The 19714-nt window shown below is 70.3% G+C and carries 18 protein-coding genes and 1 pseudogene; 6 read left to right on the top strand and 13 right to left on the bottom strand.

The genetic code is table 11. From position 1 onward, the window contains the following. Window positions 1–232: 232 nt before the first annotated feature. Window positions 233–1672, bottom strand: coding sequence for a gamma-aminobutyraldehyde dehydrogenase (locus tag OG927_RS24030; protein ID WP_056791188.1), 1440 nt, complete (start codon window positions 1670–1672; stop codon window positions 233–235). A gap of 177 nt (window positions 1673–1849) precedes the next feature. On the opposite strand from OG927_RS24030, the gene OG927_RS24025 reads away from it, so the two are divergent. From OG927_RS24025 to OG927_RS24005, 5 genes are all read left to right on the top strand, one after another. After that, a complete protein-coding gene (locus OG927_RS24025) occupies window positions 1850–2341 on the top strand; it encodes an Lrp/AsnC family transcriptional regulator (protein WP_199862700.1) in 492 nt (163 codons plus the stop codon). Then, a complete protein-coding gene (locus tag OG927_RS24020) occupies window positions 2326–3705 on the top strand; it encodes an aspartate aminotransferase family protein (protein ID WP_079099263.1) in 1380 nt (459 codons plus the stop codon). The genes OG927_RS24025 and OG927_RS24020 overlap by 16 nt, the downstream gene beginning before the upstream one ends. A gap of 217 nt (window positions 3706–3922) precedes the next feature. Beyond that, window positions 3923–4660, top strand: a complete 738-nt coding sequence (locus OG927_RS24015) for an ABC transporter ATP-binding protein (RefSeq protein ID WP_056791178.1) — start codon at window positions 3923–3925, stop codon at window positions 4658–4660. Further along, window positions 4642–5805 carry a hypothetical protein gene (locus tag OG927_RS24010; protein WP_124281062.1) on the top strand — a complete coding sequence of 388 codons (1164 nt, stop codon included), beginning with the start codon at window positions 4642–4644 and terminating at the stop codon, window positions 5803–5805. Before OG927_RS24015 ends, OG927_RS24010 begins: the two co-directional genes overlap by 19 nt. 32 nt (window positions 5806–5837) lie before the next feature. Further along, window positions 5838–6956: an LOG family protein gene (locus tag OG927_RS24005; protein ID WP_056791175.1), complete on the top strand. Its 1119-nt coding sequence runs from the start codon at window positions 5838–5840 to the stop codon at window positions 6954–6956. A 10-nt stretch (window positions 6957–6966) separates the two neighbouring features. Here the strand turns inward: OG927_RS24005 and OG927_RS24000 are convergent, their stop codons facing one another. From OG927_RS24000 to rpsB, 9 genes are all read right to left on the bottom strand, one after another. Beyond that, window positions 6967–7998: an ABC transporter ATP-binding protein gene (locus OG927_RS24000; RefSeq protein ID WP_056791173.1), complete on the bottom strand. Its 1032-nt coding sequence runs from the start codon at window positions 7996–7998 to the stop codon at window positions 6967–6969. A gap of 2 nt (window positions 7999–8000) precedes the next feature. After that, window positions 8001–9614 (bottom strand): ABC transporter permease, encoded by a 1614-nt coding sequence (locus OG927_RS23995; RefSeq protein ID WP_056791259.1) that lies wholly within the window; start codon window positions 9612–9614, stop codon window positions 8001–8003. Between the two features lie 80 nt (window positions 9615–9694). Continuing rightward, window positions 9695–10786, bottom strand: coding sequence for a thiamine ABC transporter substrate-binding protein (locus OG927_RS23990; protein WP_124281063.1), 1092 nt, complete (start codon window positions 10784–10786; stop codon window positions 9695–9697). Between the two features lie 388 nt (window positions 10787–11174). After that, a complete protein-coding gene (gene rlmN, locus OG927_RS23985; protein WP_209469658.1) occupies window positions 11175–12281 on the bottom strand; it encodes a 23S rRNA (adenine(2503)-C(2))-methyltransferase RlmN in 1107 nt (368 codons plus the stop codon). A gap of 105 nt (window positions 12282–12386) precedes the next feature. Further along, complete coding sequence (locus OG927_RS23980) at window positions 12387–13469, bottom strand: phosphatidate cytidylyltransferase (protein ID WP_124281065.1); 1083 nt, start codon at window positions 13467–13469, stop codon at window positions 12387–12389. After that, the gene (gene frr / locus OG927_RS23975; protein ID WP_056791162.1) at window positions 13469–14026 is read right to left on the bottom strand and encodes a ribosome recycling factor; all 558 of its coding nucleotides are present in this window, start codon (window positions 14024–14026) and stop codon (window positions 13469–13471) included. Before frr ends, OG927_RS23980 begins: the two co-directional genes overlap by 1 nt. A gap of 115 nt (window positions 14027–14141) precedes the next feature. Further along, window positions 14142–14918 (bottom strand): UMP kinase, encoded by a 777-nt coding sequence (gene pyrH / locus OG927_RS23970; RefSeq protein WP_056791159.1) that lies wholly within the window; start codon window positions 14916–14918, stop codon window positions 14142–14144. Window positions 14919–15076: 158 nt separating this feature from the next. Further along, complete coding sequence (tsf, locus tag OG927_RS23965; protein WP_056791156.1) at window positions 15077–15913, bottom strand: translation elongation factor Ts; 837 nt, start codon at window positions 15911–15913, stop codon at window positions 15077–15079. Window positions 15914–16014: 101 nt separating this feature from the next. Next, window positions 16015–16962 carry a 30S ribosomal protein S2 gene (rpsB, locus tag OG927_RS23960; protein WP_056791153.1) on the bottom strand — a complete coding sequence of 316 codons (948 nt, stop codon included), beginning with the start codon at window positions 16960–16962 and terminating at the stop codon, window positions 16015–16017. A 199-nt stretch (window positions 16963–17161) separates the two neighbouring features. Between rpsB and OG927_RS23955 the strand changes: the two are divergent. Beyond that, window positions 17162–17695: pseudogene (locus OG927_RS23955) on the top strand (peptidoglycan DD-metalloendopeptidase family protein); the annotation flags it as partial. A gap of 194 nt (window positions 17696–17889) precedes the next feature. Here the strand turns inward: OG927_RS23955 and OG927_RS23950 are convergent. The 3 genes from OG927_RS23950 to whiG all read right to left on the bottom strand — a co-directional run bounded on the left by OG927_RS23950 (window position 17890) and on the right by whiG (window position 19539). Continuing rightward, window positions 17890–18021, bottom strand: coding sequence for a hypothetical protein (locus OG927_RS23950; protein ID WP_274922806.1), 132 nt, complete (start codon window positions 18019–18021; stop codon window positions 17890–17892). A 29-nt stretch (window positions 18022–18050) separates the two neighbouring features. Continuing rightward, entirely contained in the window at window positions 18051–18605 is a 555-nt protein-coding gene (locus tag OG927_RS23945) for a TetR/AcrR family transcriptional regulator (RefSeq protein WP_330321350.1), read from the bottom strand. Window positions 18606–18702: 97 nt separating this feature from the next. Next, a complete protein-coding gene (whiG, locus tag OG927_RS23940; RefSeq protein WP_056791147.1) occupies window positions 18703–19539 on the bottom strand; it encodes an RNA polymerase sigma factor WhiG in 837 nt (278 codons plus the stop codon). Window positions 19540–19714 lie beyond the last annotated feature (175 nt).

Raw genomic sequence — 19714 nt, 5'->3', positions numbered from 1 at the left:
TCATGAACACGTTCAAAAGCCGGGGTTCTCACGCACCGGCAGCTCCTGTACGGGTTCACCGCGAGGCTCCGGCGACCCGGTCCCGGACCCTTCCCGGTCTTTCGCCGGCGCCTCCTCCGCCCACCTGCCCGGGCCGGCACTCCGCCCCCGACGCGGGGCGCCCGGGAGCGCGCCCCCGGGCACAGGGACGGCCCCGGACCGGAGTCCGGGGCCGTGGCGGGCGCCGCGCGGGTCAGTCGTCGAGCGACGTCATGACGTGCTTGATCCGGGTGTAGTCCTCGAAGCCGTACGCGGAGAGGTCCTTGCCGTAGCCGGACTTCTTGAAGCCGCCGTGCGGCATCTCGGCGACGAGCGGGATGTGGGTGTTGATCCACACGCAGCCGAAGTCGAGGTTCTTGGACATCCGCATCGCGCGGGCGTGGTCCTTGGTCCACACCGAGGAGGCGAGGGCGTACTCGACGCCGTTGGCGTACGCGAGCGCCTGGGCCTCGTCCGTGAAGGACTGGACGGTGATGACGGGCCCGAAGACCTCGTGCTGGACGATCTCGTCGTCCTGCTGGAGGCCGGAGACGACGGTCGGGGCGTAGAAGTACCCCTTGTCGCCGACCCGGTGGCCGCCCGCCTCGACCTTGGCGTGCGCGGGGAGCCGCTCGATGAACCCGCTGACCTGGGCCAGCTGGTTGGCGTTGTTGAGCGGGCCGTACAGCACGTCCTCGTCGTCCGGCAGGCCGGTCTTCGTGTCGGCCGCGGCCTTGGCGAGCGCCGTGACGAACTCGTCGTGGATGGACTCGTGGACCAGGACGCGGGTCGCGGCCGTACAGTCCTGGCCGGCGTTGAAGTAGCCGGCGACGGAGATGCCCTCGACGGCCTTGGCGATGTCGGTGTCCCCGAAGACGACGACGGGCGCCTTGCCGCCGAGCTCCAGGTGTACGCGCTTGACGTCCTTGGCGGCGGACTCGGCCACCTGCATGCCGGCCCGCACCGAACCGGTGATGGAGGCCATCGCCGGGGTCGGGTGCTCGACCATCGCGCGGCCGGTCTCCCGGTCGCCGCAGATGACGTTGAAGACGCCCTTGGGGAGGATCTGTCCGATGATCTCGGCGATCAGCACCGTCGACGCCGGGGTGGTGTCGGACGGCTTGATGACGACCGTGTTGCCCGCGGCGAGCGCCGGGGCGAACTTCCAGACGGCCATCATCATCGGGTAGTTCCACGGTGCGACCTGCGCGCAGACGCCCACCGGCTCGCGGCGCACGATCGAGGTCAGACCCTCCATGTACTCGCCGGCCGAGCGGCCTTCGAGCAGCCGTGCGGCGCCCGCGAAGAAGCGGATCTGGTCCACCATCGGCGGGATCTCTTCGGTGCGGGTGAGCTCCAGCGGCTTGCCGGTGTTCTCCGACTCGGCCGCGATCAGGTCCTCCGCCCGCTCCTCGAAGGCGTCCGCGATCTTCAGCAGTGCCTTCTGGCGCTCGGCGGGCGTCACGTCCCGCCAGGCGGGGAACGCGGCGGCGGCCGCGTCCATGGCGGCATCGACGTCGGCCTGTCCCGAGAGCGGCGAGGTCGCGTAGACCTCCTCCGTCACCGGGTTGACCACGTCGATGGTCCGCCCGTCCGCGGCGTCCCGGAACTGTCCGTTGATGTAGTTGCGCAGACGGCGCACCTCGGTGGTCACAACCACCCCTCCTGTCGGCTGTCCGATGGGTGAGACATCCACCCTAATCGCTCCGGTGACGCTTTCGACATACCCACCCGCCGCACACTTCGGATTCAGTGACATTAGGGCGCTCAGACAACGAATTTCATCGATTCAGGCTTGCCAGACAGACGAGTAGCGGTGCAGAGTGGATGCGTGGCCAGTCGTAGCGCAGACTCCAGGACCGGGAACGGATCGTCACCAGCGGTCGACGCCGTCTCCCTCGCGATCATCGAACAGCTCCAGGAGGACGGCCGCAGGCCGTACGCCGCGATAGGCAAGGCCGTGGGCCTGTCCGAGGCGGCCGTGCGCCAGCGCGTGCAGAAGCTGCTCGACCAGGGCGTGATGCAGATCGTCGCCGTCACGGATCCGCTGACCGTGGGGTTCCGTCGCCAGGCCATGGTCGGCGTCAACGTCGAGGGCGACGTCGATCCCGTCGCCGAGGCCCTGTCGGCGATGACCGAGTGCGAGTACGTGGTGATGACCGCGGGCTCCTTCGACCTGATGGTGGAGATCGTCTGCGAGGACGACGACCACCTGCTGGAGACGATCAACAAACGCATCCGGGCCATTCCCGGTGTGCGCTCCACCGAGAGCTTCGTCTACCTCAAGCTCAAGAAGCAGACCTACATGTGGGGAACCCGATAGCCGTGAGCAAGGACCTCAGCCGGACCGCGTACGACCACCTGTGGATGCACTTCACCCGCATGTCGGACTACGAGAACGCGCCCGTTCCCACCATCGTGCGCGGCGAGGGCACCTACATCTTCGACGACAAGGGCAAGCGCTACCTCGACGGGCTCTCCGGCCTGTTCGTCGTGAACGCGGGGCACGGCCGCCACGAGCTCGCCGAGACGGCGTACAAGCAGGCGCAGGAGCTGGCCTTCTTCCCGATCTGGTCCTATGCCCACCCCAAGGCCGTCGAGCTCGCCGAACGACTCGCGGACTACGCCCCGGGCGACCTCAACAAGGTCTTCTTCACCACGGGCGGCGGCGAGGCCGTGGAGACGGCCTGGAAGCTGGCCAAGCAGTACTTCAAGCTCAAGGGCAAGCCGACCAAGTACAAGGTCATCTCGCGTGCGGTCGCCTACCACGGCACCCCCCAGGGAGCCCTGTCGATCACCGGACTGCCCGCGCTCAAGGCGCCGTTCGAGCCGCTCGTACCCGGTGCGCACAAGGTGCCGAACACCAACATCTACCGCGCTCCGCTCTTCGGCGACGACCCGGAGGCCTTCGGCCGCTGGGCCGCCGACCAGATCGAGCAGGAGATCCTCTTCGAGGGCGCGGACACCGTCGCGGCCGTCTTCCTGGAGCCCGTGCAGAACGCCGGCGGCTGCTTCCCGCCGCCGCCCGGATACTTCCAGCGGGTGCGCGAGATCTGCGACCGGCACGATGTACTGCTCGTCTCCGACGAGGTCATCTGCGCCTTCGGCCGGCTGGGCACGATGTTCGCCTGCGACAAGTTCGGCTACGTGCCGGACATGATCACCTGCGCCAAGGGCATGACGTCGGGCTACTCCCCCATCGGCGCCTGCATCATCTCGGACCGGCTGGCCGAACCGTTCTACCGGGATGGCAACACCTTCCTGCACGGTTACACCTTCGGCGGCCACCCGGTGTCCGCCGCGGTCGGTCTCGCCAACCTCGACATCTTCGAGCGCGAAGGCCTCAACCAGCACGTCCTGGACAACGAGAACGCCTTCCTCACGACGCTGCGGAAGCTGCACGACCTGCCGATCGTCGGCGACGTCCGCGGCAACGGCTTCTTCTACGGCATCGAGCTGGTGAAGGACAAGGCCACCAAGGAGACGTTCACCGACGAGGAGACCGAGCGCGTCCTGTACGGCTTCCTGTCCAAGGCGCTGTACGAGAACGGCCTCTACTGCCGGGCCGACGACCGCGGCGATCCGGTCGTCCAGCTCGCGCCGCCGCTGATCTCCGACCAGTCGACGTTCGACGAGATCGAAGGCATTCTCCGGGCCGTCCTGACGGAGGCCTGGACGAAGCTCTGACCGGCGCTCCGACGACCGGCAGCACCGCTTCCAGCAGTCATTTCATACGGTCCACACGGCCCGGATGCACCCGTTCGAGTGAGAAGGGGTGCATCCGGGCCGCGTGCTGTGCCGACACCCCGGTCCGACTCCCTAGCGTGCCGAGTGACCGATCGGCCCTGTCTTGGTTCCCCCGTTCGGGGGAACGGGAAATCTGATCTGAACCGAGGTGTACGCCATGGTGGCCCCGCCGGACAACGACGTGATCTGGGCTCGTTCCCTGCAGCACTCCCACAACGGATCCCCGGGGCTCGACGGTGTCTCCCTCGGTGTCCGCGACGCGGAGATCCTGGCCGTGACAGGTCCGCGCGGGAGCGGCAAGACGACGCTGCTGCACTGCCTGTCCGGCCAACTGGTGCCCCAGCAGGGCGAGGTCTGGTTCAACAACGTCCCGGTGCACACCATGGGCCCGCGGCTGCGCGAACACCTGCGCCGCGACCGCTTCGCCTGGATCGCCGCCGAACCCCAGCTCGTACCGGAGCTGACCGCCTGGGAGAACGCCGCCCTGCCGCTGCTGCTGCGTGGTGTCCCGCACCGGGCCGCGAAGAAGGCGGCGACGGAGTGGCTGGAGCGCCTGGACATCGGCGCACTCGCGAAGAAGCGGCCGCACACCCTGCTGCAGGAGCAGCGCCAGCGCGTCTCCGTGGCCAGGGCGCTGACCGCCGCGCCGACCGTGCTCTTCGCGGACGAACCGACGGCGACGCTTCACCGGGCCGAGCGCTCGCAGCTGCTGCGCACCCTCACCACGGCGGCGCGGTCCCACGACATCACGGTCGTGCTCGCCACCCACGACGCGGAGGTCGCCGCCCTCGCCGACCGTACGGTCTCGCTGCTCGACGGCCGCCGCGTCGCCACCGCCGCCCTGCCCGCCGTGTCCGATCCGGAAGGCCGCTCGGCGTGCTCGCTCTCCGTCTGACCCGCGGATCCCATCCCCTGGTGCTCATGCGGCGGCTGCTCCTCGCCGCGGCGTCGGCGGGCGTCGGTTTCCTGCTCCTGTGCACCCTGGGATACGCCTCCGGACACCCCGCGCACGCCTCCGGCTCCCTCCTGCGGCTGCTGTGGTGCGCCGTGCCGCTGGCCGCGACCGTCCATTTCGCGGTCGCGGTGGCCCGTACGGACCCGAGCACCCGCCCTCGCCCCGGGCTCTTCGCCGCCGGACTCGGGCCGGTCCGGCTGACCGTGCTCGCCGCGGTCTCCACGGCGGTGTCCACCACGCTGGGCTCGATGGTGGCGCTCCTCTTCTTCCTCCACCTGCGGGGCGATCTGACCGGACTGCCCTTCGACGGCGGTGCGGCGGAGTTCCTGGGCGGCGGCACACCGTTGCCCCTCGCCGCCGCGCTCACGCTGCTGGCGCTCGTCCCGCTGGTCTCCTCCGCGGCCGGCGGACTCGCGCTGCGCTCCCGGCCGGCCGCGCCGTCCGAGGCCCAGGAGGCCGAGGACCTGCTCACCCCCGCACCCGCGCCGACGGGACTGCCCTGGGGTGTCGCGCTCACCGCCGCCGGACTGGCGGTCGAGGCGTACGCGAGCCGCGGCTCGGCGGGCAGTCCCCTCCCGCTGCCCGGACGGCTGGACTCGACCCCGGCGAGCGTGCTGGCCGGCTGGACCCTCACCGCGATCGGTCTGGCCATGGCGGGCCCCGGGCTCACCCACCTCTGCGGGCGGCTCCTCCAGGCCGTGCGCCCCGGAGCCGCACGGCTGCTGGCGGGCCGGGTCCTGATGGACGAGGCGTCCCGGATCGGGCGCCCGCTCGGAGTGGTCTGCGCGGTGGTGTCCGGAGTCGTCGCGGCCTCGGTGCTGTACACCGACGGGCCGCGCCCCTTCGGCCCGCTCACCGCGCTCGGAGCCGTACTCGTCGTGGGCTGCACGACGGCGACGCTGCTGACCTCCGCCCTGGAGGCCAAGCAGGCCCGGGCGCGCACGGCGGAGGCGCTGGTGCGGGTGGGCGCACCGATGTCCGCCCTGCGCATCGCCACGGTCCTTCGTGCGACGGTGCTGCTGGCCGTGTTCGCCCCGCTGACCTGGGTGATCGCGGAGCTGGCGGCGCTGCCTCTGACGGGGTGACGCCCCCGCCGGCCGGTACGTAGCATGGCCGGGTGGAGAACCCGGACGAGAACACGTACGCACCCGGCGTCGAGATAGAGACGCTCGCCGCATTCGACCTGGCGGTCACCGCAGGGACCCTGACCGATCATCGGATCCAGTCCGTCGACCTGACGGAGCGCGGTGCGGCGCTGTTCGCGACCGACACCCGAGGTGCTGTCTTCCTCGGCTGCCGGATGGATTCCGGCGCGGAGGCGAAGGTGCGGGCGGACGGAGCCTTCGTCTTCCCGCCCGTGCCCGGGCTTCCCTTCGACCCGTACCGGGGCCTGCTCTACACCCCCGACGCCCTGTACGAGGGTCTGGCGGGCGGCGGTTACGAGGTGACGCCCGACGCGCGGGCGTACCGCTGGTTCCAGCGGACGAAGGCCGACGGTGACGTCTTCTCCTCGATGCTGCGGGCCCTCCACGACGACGCGGTCTCCGACGCGCTGGACGAACACCTCGCCGGGACCCGGGTGGTGGGCGTCATGGGCGGCCACGCGATGGCGCGCGGCACCGGTGCGTACCGGGAGGCCGCCGTGCTGGGCAGGGAGCTGGCCCGCAGCGGTCTGACGGTGGCGACGGGCGGCGGCCCCGGGGCCATGGAGGCGGCCAACCTCGGCGCCTACGCCGCGCCGCACTCCGACGCGATGCTGGTCAAGGCCTGTGAGCTGCTGTCCGCCGCACCGTCGTTCAGCCCTTCGGTCACCGACTGGGCGACCGCCGCCTTCACCGTACGGGAGCGCTGGCCGGAGGGCGGTTCGTCGGTCGCGATCCCCACGTGGTTCTACGGCCACGAGCCGCCGAACGCCTTCGCCGACCACATCGCCAAGTACTTCGCGAACGCCCTGCGCGAGGACGGGCTGCTGGCCCGCTCGACCTCGGGTGTGATCTTCCTGCCCGGCGCGGCCGGGACCGTGCAGGAGATCTTCGACAACACGACGCCGAACTACTACGAGTCGCGTTCGGCCCCCACCCCGATGGTGCTGGTGGGCCGTGCGCACTGGACGGAGAAGCTGCCGGCCTGGCCGCTGCTGAGCGCCCTCGCCTCGGGCCGGACGATGGAGTCGCGCATCGCCCTCGTCGACACGGTCGACGAGGCTCCGGAGGCGCTCGCCCGGCTGACCGGCTGACCGTACCGGTTCAGCGCGGGCCGGCCGGGGGCAGCACCACGGTCTCCGCCACGTCGAACGTCACACCCACCGTGGCACCCTCGTCCGGGGCGTCCCGCAGGGCGCACTCCGCCTCCAGGTCCGGCCCCTCGTCGGGGCGCAGGGTCACGGCGACGTGGTGGCCGCGGAAGGTGCGCGCTCCGACGGTGCAGCGCAGCCCGTCCTCGGGTCCGCCGATCCGTACCCCCGCGGGCCTGACCAGCAGTTCGCACCGCCCCCCGGGTGAACCGTCCGGCACGGCCACCTTGCCCCAGACGGTGTCGGCGGCCGTCCCGGTCACGGTCGCCCCGACGACGTTGTCGAAGCCGAGGAACCGGGCGACGAAGGCGGACGCCGGCCGCTGCCAGACCTCCAGCGGGGTGCCCGTCTGGGCGATGCGGCCGTCCCGCATCACCACCACCCGGTCGGCGAGGGCGAAGGCCTCTCCCTGGTCGTGGGTGACGGCGAGCACCGTCGTGCCCAGCCGGCCGAACAGGGTGCGGAGTTCGACGACGAGCCGTTCGCGCAGGCTCCGGTCCAGCTGTCCGAGCGGCTCGTCCAGCATCAGCAGTTTCGGGCGGGGTGCCAGGGCCCGGGCGAGAGCCACGCGCTGCTGCTCGCCACCGGACAGCGCGGCGACGGCCCGGCGGCCGGCACCGGGCAGGCCCACCAGGTCGAGGAGCTCGTCGGCCCTGCGGTCCCGCTCCGCGCGGGAGACCCCGTGCATGCGCAGTCCGAACGCCACATTGGCGCCGGCGTCCCGGTGCGGGAACAGCTGGTGGTCCTGGAACATCAGGCCGAGCCCGCGCCGGTGCACGGGCACCGCGGCCTGGTCGGCACCGTCCAGGAGCACCCGTCCCCCGTCCAGCCGCTGCAGTCCGGCGACCACCCGCAGCAGTGTCGACTTGCCGCTGCCGCTCGGTCCCAGGACACAGACGATCTCGTGGTCGGCGACCTCCAGGTCCACCGCGTCCAGCGCGGTCCGCTCCCCGAAGCGGACCGTGGCCGCGTCCAGTGCCAGCATCTCTAGAACTCCCCGGATCGGTCGGTGCGGATACGTTCGAGCAGGAGCAGCGACACCGCGCAGACGAGCATCAGGATCGTGCTGAGGGCCATCGCCTGCCCGTAGTTGAGCTCGCCGGACCGTCCCAGCAGCCTCGCCACCGCGACCGGCAGGGTGGGGTTGTCGGGGCGTGCGATGAACACGGTGGCGCCGAACTCGCCGAGCGACACGGCGAACGCGAAGCCGGCGGCCACCAGCAGCGCCCTGCGCACCAGCGGCAGGTCGACCTCGCGCCAGGCCCGCAGCGGCGAGGCACCGAGCACCGCAGCGGCTTCCCGCAGCCTGCCGTCGACCGCCCGCAGGACGGGCAGCATGGTCCGTACGACGAAGGGGACGCCCACGAGCGCCTGGGCCAGTGGGACAAGGATCCAGGACGTCCGCAGGTCGAGCGGCGGTTCGTCGAGGGTGATCAGGAAGCCGAAGCCGACGGTGACGGCGGACACTCCGAGCGGCAGCATCAGCAGCGCGTCGAAGCCCCGGACCAGTGGGCCCGCGCGCCTGGTCAGGGCCGCCGCGGCGAGACCGCCGACCACGAGCGCGATCAGGGTGGCGACCGCCGCGTATTGCAGCGAGTTCCCGATGGCTTCGAGCGGCGGCACCAGGAAGGTGGAACCGCTCGCATCGGCGGACTGCAGAGCACGGTAGAAGCCGAAGCCGTAGCCGCCCGAGGTGTCCAGGGAGCGTTCCACCAGAACACCGAGCGGCACCACGATCAGCAGCAGGACGGTCAGCAGTACCCCGCCGAGCAGTGCCCGCTGCCCGGCGCCACGCGGCGGGCGGGCCGTCTGCGCGGGGTCGACCAGTCTCAGTGCCGTCTCCCTGCGCCGCACGGTCCGGGCGTGCACGGCGAGGATCCCGCCGACCGCGGCGAACTGCACCAGCGTCAGCACCGCGGCTGTGGGCAGGTCGAGGAGCTGCGCGGTCTGCCGGTAGATCTCCACCTCCAGTGTGGAGTACGCCGGACCGCCGAGGATCTGGACGACTCCGAACGAGGTGAACGTGAAGAGGAAGACCATCAGCGCGGCTGCCGCCACGGCCGGGGCCAGCGCGGGCAGGGTCACCCTCCGCCAGGCGGCGAGGCGTCCGGCGCCGAGCACTCGGGCGGCCTCCTCCTGGCGGGGGTCGAGCTGCGACCACAGGCCGCCGACGGTCCGCACGACGACCGCGTAGTTGAAGAACACGTGGGCGAGCAGGATCGCCCACACCGACGTGTCGAGCCGGACCCCCCACAGCTCGTCGAGGAACCCGCCGCGCCCCAGCACCGCCAGGAACGCCGTCCCCACGACGACGGTCGGCAGAACGAACGGCACGGTCACGACCGCACGCAGCAGCTGCTTACCGGGAAAGTCGAACCGGGCGAAGACGTAGGCGCCCGGCAGCGCGATCAGCAGGGTGAGCGCGGTCGACGCGAGGGCCTGCCAGGTGGTGAACCGGAGGACGTCGAGAATGTCCGGCCGGCTCAGCACCTGGCCGATCCGGCCGAACTGCCAGACGCCGTCCGTCCTGAGACCCCGGCCGACGATCGCGACGACGGGGTAGGCGAAGAACAGCCCGAAGAACGCGACGGGCACGGCCATCAGGCCGAACCGCACCGCGTTCCCCCGTACGCTGCCGTGGCCGGTCTTCCTGCCCCTGCCCCTGCCTGCGGGCGGGGTGGCTACTTCACGACGAGCGAGGACCATGACTGGACCCACTGCTCACGGTTCTCGGCGATCTTCTCCGGGGCCACCGTCGCCGGCGCGTCGACGGTCGCACCGAACTTCGTGAAGAGTTCCGGCAGCTCCGCGTCCTTCGCGACCGGGTTCACGAACATGTTCAGCGGCATGTCCTCCTGGAACTGCTTGCTGATCAGGAAGTCCAGCAGCGCCTTGCCGCCGGCCTCGTTCTTCGCGCCGTTCAGCAGGCCGGCGAATTCGATCTGGCGGAAGCAGGTGCCGGTGGCGACCCCGGTGGGCGCCTCGGCCGGCTGCGGCTCGGCGTACAGCACCTCGACGGGCGGGCTGGACGCGTAGGAGACCACCAGCGGCCTGTCCGCCTTGCTCTTCCTGCCGCCCGCGGAGCCCGAGAACTCCTCGTTGTAGGCCTGCTCCCAGCCGTCCACGACCTTGACCCCGTTGTCCTTCAGCTTCTTCCAGTAGTCCTCGAATCCGGTCTCGCCGTAGGCGGCGACCGTGCCGAGGAGAAAGCCGAGGCCGGGCGAGGAGGTCGCCGCGTTCTCCGTGACGAGGAGGTTCTTGTACGCGGGCTTCAGAAGGTCGTCGAAGGACTGCGGCGGGTCGAGCTTCTTGTCCGCGAAGTACTTCTTGTCATAGTTGACGCAGACGTCGCCGGTGTCGACGGGCGTGACCCGGTGCTCGGCGGAATCGAGCTGGGCACCGGACGCGACACGGTCGAGGCCCTCAGCCTCGTACGGTGTGAACAGACCGTTGTCCAGGGCGCGGGAGAGCAGCGTGTTGTCGACGCCGAAGAACACGTCGCCGCGCGGGGAGCCCTTGGTCAGGATCTCCTGGTTGAGCGCGGCGCCCGCGTCACCGCTCTTCAGCACCTTGACCTTGTACCCGGTCTCCTTCGTGAACGCCTTCAGGACGGCGTCCGAGGCGTTGAAGGAGTCGTGGCTGACCAGGGTGACCGTCTTCTCGGAGCCCTCGGAACCGGAGGCGTCGCCGCCCGAGCCCCCGCAGCCGGCGAGCACGGTGACGCCGAGCGCGGCGGCGAGCGCCGTCGCGGCGTACTTCGTCGTGGTGTTCATGTGATTCCTCCTGGAGATGACCAGGAAGAGACGCGGCCCCGCCCGCTCGTGAGCGGGCAGGGCGCAACAGCTTGAGTAAGGTCCGAACTTCCTACCCGGAATGACCCGGGCGAGGTTCAGAGGGTCTGCGGCCGACCTGTTCCGGTGCCGCACTCTCAGCGCTGTGGCGCTCCCCTGTCGGAATATGAAGTTGATTTTCGGACCAGGCTACACCGGCCGAATCGGGGCGGCGCACCGGCCGTATCGGCCCGGGGCACCGGCCGTATCGTCCCGGGGCCGGCACTCCGCCCGGCCGGCGGGCCGGTGCCCGCCGGCCGGGCGAAGTGAGCCTGCCGGGCCTGTGCGGGCCGGGCCTGTGCGGCCCGGACGCACCGGGCCGACCCGGATCTCAGCGCTCGAGGGCGGCGAGCTGTCCGCAGGCTCCGTCGATCTCCTGACCGCGGGTGTCCCGGACCGTGACGGGCACGCCGTGGGCGGCGATCGCCTCGACGAACGCCTTCTCGTCCTCGGGCCGCGAAGCGGTCCACTTGGAGCCTGGCGTCGGGTTCAGCGGGATCAGGTTGACATGGACCCGCTTGCCCTTGAGGAGCCGGCCCAACCGGTCGCCGCGCCACGCCTGGTCGTTGATGTCGCGGATCAGCGCGTACTCGATGGAGATGCGCCGGCCGGACTTGTCCGCGTACTCCCACGCCGCGTCCAGCACCTCCCGGACGTTCCAGCGCGTGTTCACGGGTACGAGGGTGTCGCGCAGCTCGTCGTCCGGGGCGTGCAGCGAGACGGCGAGGCGGCACTTGAAGCCCTCGTCGGCGAACCGCAGCATGGCGGGCACCAGACCCACCGTGGAGACGGTGATCCCGCGCTGCGAGAGCCCGAGGCCGTCCGGCTCCGGATCCGTCAGCCGCCGGATCGCCCCGACCACTCGCTTGTAGTTGGCGAGGGGCTCGCCCATGCCCATGAAGACGATGTTGGACAGCCGCGCGGGCCCGCCCGGCACCTCGCCGTCACGGAGCGCCCGCATACCGTCCACGATCTGGTGCACGATCTCGGCGGTCGACAGATTGCGGTCGAGTCCGGCCTGCCCGGTCGCGCAGAACGGGCAGTTCATCCCGCACCCCGCCTGTGACGAGATGCACATCGTCACCCGGTCCGGATACCGCATGAGGACGGACTCGACGAGCGTCCCGTCATGCAGCTTCCAGAGCGTCTTACGGGTGGTGTCGTCGTCACAGCTGATGTGGCGCACCACGGACATCAGGTCGGGGAACAGCGCCTCCGCGAGCTTCTCCCGCGAACCGGCCGGGATGTTGCTCCACTCCGCCGGCTCGTGCGCATACCGCGCGAAGTAGTGCTGCGACAGCTGCTTGGCGCGGAAGGGCTTCTCGCCGGTCGCGGCGACTGCTTCCTTGCGCTCGTCGGGGGTGAGGTCGGCGAGGTGCCGCGGCGGCTGCTTGGCTCCGCGGGGCGCGACAAACTGGAGTTCTCCGGGCTTAGGCATGGTTCTTCCAGTGTCGCAGACATACGAGTGAGGGCCCGCCGCCCTGTGGACAACGGACCCTCATTCGAAAAACCGCAGGTCAGGCGGTGTGCGCAGGAAGGCCGATCAGCCGGATCCGACGAACAGCACCAGCAGCAGCCACACGACCGGCGCGGTCGGCAGCAGCGAGTCGAGCCGGTCCATGATGCCGCCGTGGCCCGGGAGCAGCGTGCCCATGTCCTTGATGCCGAGATCCCGCTTGATCATGGACTCGCCCAGGTCGCCGAGCGTGGCGCTGGCGGCGACGGCGAGACCCAGCAGCAGACCCTGCCACCAGCGGCCGTCGTCGATCAGGAACTCCATGCAGAGCGCACCGGCGACCATCGCGAAGCCGATCGCGCCGAGAAGGCCCTCACGGGTCTTCCCGGGACTGATGCGCGGTGCCAGCTTGTGCGTGCCGAAGCGCCAGCCGACGGCGTACGCACCGGTGTCGGCGACCACCGTGAGGAGCAGGAAGGTCAGGACCCGCCACGAACCGTCGTCCGCGGTGAGCATCATGCTGACGAACGTCGCCAGGAACGGCACGTAGAACACGGCGAACACACCGGCCGTGACGTCCTTGAGGTAGCCGTCCGGCGGCTCCGTCATCCGCCAGACGAGCACCGCGAGCGCGGTGAGCGCCATGGCGACCCAGGCGCCCTCCGCGTCCCGCACGTAGCCGGCGACCACCATGGCGGCGCCGCCGACGGCGAGCGGCACGAGGGGGGCGTTGATCCCCTTGCGCTCCTTGAGGCGGGAGGTGAGCTCCCAGAGCCCCACCACCACCGCGACCACGACGACGCCGACGAAGACGGCCTTCACGACGAAGAGCGACCCGGCGACGACCGCGCCGAGCCCGAGACCGACCCCTATGGCGGCACGCAGATCACGCCCCGCGCGCTTCTTCGGCGGCGGGGGCGACGGCAACGGGGTGGACATGGGCTCCTGCGGCTTCTCGTCACGGAACAGGGGGCCGCCGACACGCGCGGCGGCGTCCCTGTTCCGGTCGTCAGCGTCTCTACCTGCGTCGGGAACGTCCGGCACGATGGGCATGGGCCGAGTCTGCTGGGCGCCGTGCACATCGTATGCAGGACCCGCCGGGGCGGCCCCCATCTCGGGCGCGCCCCAGTAACCGGCTCCCTGCGGGGCGCCCCAGGAAGAGTCGTTCATCAGACCTCGAGCAGCTCGGCTTCCTTGTGCTTGAGCAGCTCGTCCACCTGCGCGACGTACTTCGCGGTGGTGTCGTCGAGCTCCTTCTCCGCGCGGCGGACCTCGTCCTCGCCGGACTCCTTGTCCTTGACGAGCTTGTCGAGCGTCTCCTTGGCCTTGCGGCGGATGGCCCGGATCGAGATCTTGGAGTCCTCGGCCTTGGTCCTGGCGACCTTGATGTACTCCTTGCGACGGTCCTGCGTGAGCTCCGGGAACGTCACTCGGATGATGTTGCCGTCGTTGCTCGGGTTGACACCGAGGTCGGAGTCACGGATCGCCTGCTCGATGTTGCGCAGTGCGGTCTTGTCGAACGGAGTCACCACGGCCATCCGCGGCTCGGGAACCGAGAACGAGGCCAGCTGGTTGATCGGGGTCAGCGCGCCGTAGTAGTCGGCGACGATCTTGTTGAACATCGCCGGGTGCGCACGGCCGGTACGGATCGCGGCAAAGTCCTCTTTGGCGACCACGACCGTCTTCTCCATCTTCTCCTCGGCCTCGAGGAGGATTTCTTCGATCACCACGTGCTCCTGCGTGTCTTGTGTGGACCCGGCATCATCGGGCCCTGCGGATCCTGCGTCGCGTCCTCACCTGCACGGTGTCCGACCGGCAGGCCGTTGTCCATCCTTTGGGCCGTCAGGCCCGGGTGCTCACGTCACTCACGAGCGTGCCGATCTTCTCACCCTTGACCGCGCGGGCGATATTGCCCTCGGTGGTCAGCTCGAAGACGAGGATCGGGAGCTGGTTGTCGCGGCAGAGCGTGATCGCGGTGGCGTCGGCGACCTTGAGATCGCGGGCGATCACCTCGCCGTACTCCAGCGCGTCGAACTTCACCGCTGCGGGGTTCGCCCTCGGGTCGGAGTCGTAGACCCCGTCCACCCCGTTCTTGCCCATCAGGAGCGCCTCGGCGTCGATCTCCAGGGCTCGCTGGGCGGCCGTCGTGTCGGTGGAGAAGTACGGCATCCCCATACCGGCACCGAAGATCACGACTCGCCCCTTCTCCAGGTGCCGTACGGCACGGAGCGGGATGTAGGGCTCCGCGACCTGGCCCATGGTGATGGCGGTCTGGACGCGCGAGTCGATGCCTTCCTTCTCCAGGAAGTCCTGCAGCGCCAGGCAGTTCATGACCGTGCCGAGCATGCCCATGTAGTCGGACCGCGCCCGGTCCATGCCGCGCTGCTGGAGCTCGGCTCCACGGAAGAAGTTGCCGCCGCCGATGACGATCGCGATCTCCGCGCCGTCGCGTACGACCGCCGCGATCTCGCGGGCGATGGCGTGCACGACGTCGGGGTCGACGCCGAGTCCCCCGCCGCCGGCGAACGCCTCGCCGGACAGCTTCAGCATGAAGCGCCCGGAGATCGAGCCGTCGTCGCGCTTGTGGTCGGCCTGGGTGGCGTCCGCGCCCTTGTTCATGGAGATTCTCCTCGTGCACATACGAAGAAGGCCATTGCCGTGGGTCTGTTGTCCCTCAGCGGCAATGGCCTCCTCGTCAGTTCTGCGGTCGTCCGGCATGGGTGCGGCCGACGACTGCACCAGACCCTATCGGGGTCCACCGTTGTTCGCGGACGGACTCAGATGCCGACCTTGATGCGCGCGAAGCGCGTCAGGCTGACACCGGCTCCGTCCAGGACCTTCTGGACCGACTTCTTGTTGTCCTTGGCGAAGGCCTGCTCGAGGACGACGACGTCCTTGAAGAAGCCGTTGACGCGACCCTCGACGATCTTCGGGAGGGCGGCCTCGGGCTTGCCCTCCTCACGCGAGGTGGCCTCGGCGACACGACGCTCGTTCTCGACCGTCTCGGCCGGGACCTCGTCGCGGGTGAGGTACTTCGGGGCGAAGGCGGCGATGTGCTGCGCGACGTCCTTGGCAACCTCGGCGTCTTCCTTGTCCAGCTGGACGAGGACGCCGACCTGCGGCGGGAGGTCGGGCATCGTGCGGTGCATGTACGCAGCCACGTAACCGCCGGTGAACTGCGCGAAGCGGTCCAGGACGATCTTCTCGCCGAGGTTGGCGTTCGCCTCGTCCACGTACGCCTGGACGGTCTTACCGGCCTCGATCTCCGAGGCGAGGAGCGCCTCGATGTCGGCCGGGGAGGTCGCGGCGACGTGCGCGGCGAGCGTGTTGGCGACGGTCTGGAACTTCTCGCCCTTGGCGACGAAGTCCGTCTCGCACTTCAGCTCGAGCAGGACGCCGGACGTCTTGTCCTCGGAGATGAGGGAGACGACGGCACCGTTCTCGGCAGAACGGCCTTCGCGCTTGGCGACGCCCTTCTGGCCCTTGATACGGAGGGCCTCGACGGCACCGTCGACGTTGCCGTCGGCCTCGTCGAGCGCCTTCTTGCAGTCCATCATGCCGGCGCCGGTGAGCTCGCGGAGCTTCTTGACGTCAGCGGCGGTGTAGTTCGCCATGAGTCTGTTTTCTCTCTCGAAGTCTGAAAGATCTACGGGTGAACGGCGGGGGCGGTGCCTGCGCACCTGCCCCCGCCGTCTTCAGCCGTGACTGACGGGTGTCAGGCCTGCTCGCCGTCCGCGGCCGGAGCCTCGGCCTCGGCGGCGGGAGCCTCGGCTGCGGGGGCCTCGGCAGCTGCGGCCTCGTCCTGCTCGGCAGCGGCGGCGGCCGGCTCGGCGTCGGCGGCCTTCTCGGTCTCGGCGGAGGACTGAACCTCGGCGTCGTCCTTCTTCTCGCCCTCGAGCAGGTCGCGCTCCCACTCGGCGAGCGGCTCGCCGGCGGCCTTCTCGCCCGGCTTCGAGTCACCGGTGGCGGCACCGGAACGGGCGATGAGGCCCTCGGCGACGGCGTCGGCGATCACGCGGGTGAGCAGGGTGACGGAGCGGATCGCGTCGTCGTTGCCCGGAATCTTGTAGTCGACCTCGTCGGGGTCGCAGTTGGTGTCGAGGATCGCGACGACCGGGATGTGGAGCTTGCGCGCCTCACCGACGGCGATGTGCTCCTTCTTGGTGTCGACGATCCAGACGGCGCTCGGCACCTTCTGCATCTCGCGGATACCACCGAGGGTCTTCTCCAGCTTGGTCTTCTCGCGGGAGAGGACCAGGAGCTCCTTCTTGGTGAGGCCGGAGGCGGCCACGTCCTCGAAGTCGATGAGCTCGAGCTCCTTCAGACGCTGAAGGCGCTTGTAGACGGTGGAGAAGTTGGTGAGCATGCCACCGAGCCAACGCTGGTTGACGTACGGCATGCCGACGCGCGTCGCCTGCTCGGCGATGGCCTCCTGCGCCTGCTTCTTCGTACCCACGAACATGATGGAGCCGCCGTGGGCGACGGTCTCCTTGACGAACTCGTAGGCGCGGTCGATGTACGACAGCGACTGGAGCAGGTCGATGATGTAGATGCCGTTGCGCTCGGTGAAGATGAAGCGCTTCATCTTCGGGTTCCAGCGACGGGTCTGGTGACCGAAGTGGACGCCGCTTTCCAGCAGCTCCCGCATCGTGACGACGGCCATGGCCGTACTCCTTGAGGTGCTCGGTTATCGCGACCGCGGGTTCGCTGTCGCGCCTGACGCCCCGACGCGCCGTGCCACGAGGGACCGAGGGGCGCGGCCACCCCCGTAGAGAAGGAGGTGGCGGGGCGTGCGAAGTCGACCCGGTGACCCGGATCGCCAGAAGAAGTGTACGGGACCCGTCGGGTGCCGGGTGACGGCGATGTCCACAACCGCTCCGTCGTCCACAGATCCGGACCATGGTCCCCCGCGGCACGGGTTGCCGGGAGATCGTTACGTCATGGACCGCACACCTGGAGCGACCACCCGCCTGCCCGGATCCGGACGGTGGGCACGACCCGCCGCACTGGCAGCACTGCTCGCGGTGCTGCTGGGAGGTTCCTGCGCCCGGGCGGCGGCCGTGCCGCGGATGACGGAACCGTCCGGCGACCGGTCCTGGCCGCTCGCCGGACGGCCCCTCGTCGTACGGGGGTGGGAACCGCCGCCCGGTCCGTACGGGCCTGGCCACCGCGGCGTCGATCTCGCCGCCCCGGCGGGAGCTCCCGTGCTGGCGGCGGCCTCCGGCACGGTCGTGTTCGCCGGGCAGGTGGCCGGGCGCGGGGTCCTCTCCGTCGAGGTGGCCGGGAGTGGTGATCCCCCGCTGCGCTTCACGTACGAGCCCGTGCGCGCGCAGGTCGGGACGGGCGACGAGGTGACCGCGGGGCAGCCGGTCGCAGTGGCCGGCCCAGGGCCGTCGCACTGCGCCGCCGGCTGTCTGCACTGGGGGCTGCGGCGCGGTGACGTCTACCTCGATCCGCTGTCCCTGCTCCCCCCGTCGCTGCTGCGCAGAGGGCCGTCCAGGCTGCTGCCGGTGTTCGGCGTACCGCTGCCGCGCCCACCCGCCGCCCGGCGGACGGCCGGTCACGACATGTCCGGTCACGACATGTCCGGTCACGGCTCGACGAGGTACGGGGCGGACGGGTACCGCGCGGTGGACCACGGCACCGCGGGGCCCTGGACGCCGAGGCACGGCACCGTGGCGTACGGCACCGCGGGGTACGGGCCGCTCGCGGTGCTGCTCACAGCGAGGTCCGCGCGGGGGCAGGCCGGGCTCAGCCCCGTACGCCGCGCAGAACCATGGCCACGGCGGCGTCGGCGACCACGGCGGGCTCCTCCGCGCCCAGCTCGATGCGGCGCACCGCCGCGTCGACGGAGCCCTGCAGCAGCATCGCGGCGAGCCTCGGCTCGGCGTGGCCCAGATCGCCCAGGGCCTCGACGATCACGACGATCAGCCCGCCGTGCGCGGCCCGGATCTTCTCCCGTGCGCCCGCGTCCAGCTCGCTCGCGGAGATCGCGACGACGGCCCTGTGCCTCCGGTCCCCGACCAGATCGAGCTGCCGGCGCACATACGCCTCGATCTTCTCCTCGGGCGCACCGGCCCGGGCCATCGCGTTCTCGACCTCGGCGGCCCAGACGGGGAAGTCGACGGCGCAGAGCTCCTCCACCACGGCGGCGCGGGAGCGGAAGTACTCGTAGACGGAGGACCTGGCGAGGCCCGTGCGCTCGGCGAGGGCGGGGAAGGTCAGCGCCTCCGTACCGCCCTCGGACAGCAGGGAGCGCGCGGCATCCAGGAGGGCGCCGCGCTGCATGGTCCGGTGCTCGGCCACGGAGGCCGCTCGAATCCTGGGCACGCCTCCACTCTACGGCGGCAGCTGTGCGGTGGGATGTGCGTGTCTGCGATCGGGTGGCCGAAGCCGCCCCGGCTCAGCGTCCGGCGTCGGCCAGTTTCGCGCGGAGCTGCAGCACCGACTTCGTGTGGATCTGGCTGACGCGGCTCTCGGTGACCCCGAGGACGTTGCCGATCTCGGCGAGGGTGAGGCCCTCGTAGTAGTAGAGGGTGACGACGGTCTTCTCGCGTTCCGGGAGCGTGTTGATGGCACGGGCGAGCAGCCGTCTCAGCTCCCGGTCCTCGGCGACCTCGACCGGGTCGTCGGCTGCCGTGTCCTCCAGGGTGTCCATCAGGCTCAGGCGGTCGCCGCCCTCACCGCCGACGTGCAGCAGTTCCTCCAGGGCCACCACATTGGCGAGGGACAACTGGCTGAAAACAGCGTGCAGTTCCTCCAGGGCGACGCCCATCTCGGCGGCGACCTCGGCCTCCGAGGGCGTACGCCGCAGCTGCGCCTCCAGCGTGGCGTAGGCACGCTCGACGTTGCGCGCCTTCTGGCGCACGGACCTCGGGATCCAGTCGAGTGCCCGGAGTTCGTCGATCATCGCGCCGCGGATCCTGGTGATGGCGTACGTCTCGAACTTGATGGCGCGCTCGATGTCGAACTTCTCGATGGCGTCGATCAGCCCGAAGACCCCCGACGAGACGAAGTCCGCCTGCTCCACATTGGACGGCAGACCCACGCTCACCCGGCCGGCCACGTATTTGACCAGGGGCGAGTAGTGGAGGATCAACTGCTCCCTCAGCCGCCCGTCCCCCGTGGTCTTGTAGGAACGCCACAACTCGTCGAGCGAGGAAGGGCCGGGCGGGCGCACAGTGCCACGCGCAGCCGGTGGTACTGCCGCGCGGTCAGACCCGGAGGTGTGCTGGGGCATGTGGTGCCTTGAGCCGTTCTGCCGTGAAGTGCTGGGGACGTGTCTCTGGGGCGGATTCCTTGTGAGCGTAGCGTGACTGAAGTGTTGCGGTGCGCGCTGGAGCGTGGATCCGCGCTGTGTGATTCCGTTTCATTTCCGACGCCACCGGGCAGGGCCGGCCCTCCGGTCCGTCGCC

The organism is Streptomyces clavifer, from assembly GCF_036345975.1.
In the GTDB taxonomy this organism is placed as follows: Bacteria; Actinomycetota; Actinomycetes; order Streptomycetales; family Streptomycetaceae; genus Streptomyces; species Streptomyces clavifer.
The sequence above is the reverse complement of the archived record's forward strand: the minus strand, read 5'-3'. Positions and strand labels throughout refer to the sequence as shown.